At 71.3% G+C, this 334-nt stretch carries 1 protein-coding gene; it reads left to right on the top strand.

Annotated elements, in window-relative coordinates:
* Positions 1 to 69 precede the first annotated feature (69 nt).
* The coding region (locus ADL29_RS11785; protein ID WP_157878460.1) for a hypothetical protein at positions 70 to 334 on the top strand (265 nt) is incomplete at its 3' end.

Below are 334 nucleotides of genomic sequence, written 5' to 3'. Positions count from 1 at the left end.
CACGAATCCGGCGCCCCGCAGCCCGACCAAGGACACCGCGGAGCGCCAGAACCCTGAGGAGTATCCCCCGTGAGCCTCACGACCACCAAGACCACCCACCCGGCCGACGGCAGCCCGCGGTGGACCGTCACCGGCCCCGCCGGCACCGTCTGCTACGACCGGCTCGGCAACCACCTCGCGATCCTCAACCCGTCCGGCGAGGTCATCGACTCGCTGCGCAAGCGATACGCCCTCGAAGCCCGAAAGGCGGCGCTCGTCGGCGACGACGCGGTGTTCGTGCTGCTGACCGGTCACTACCGCACCCACCTCGACGACGCCACGGTCGCCGACCTGG

The organism is Streptomyces chattanoogensis (genome assembly GCF_001294335.1).
In the GTDB taxonomy this organism is placed as follows: domain Bacteria; phylum Actinomycetota; class Actinomycetes; order Streptomycetales; family Streptomycetaceae; genus Streptomyces; species Streptomyces chattanoogensis.
Note: the sequence above shows the minus strand (reverse complement) of the source record. Positions and strands in the feature narration are given on the sequence as shown.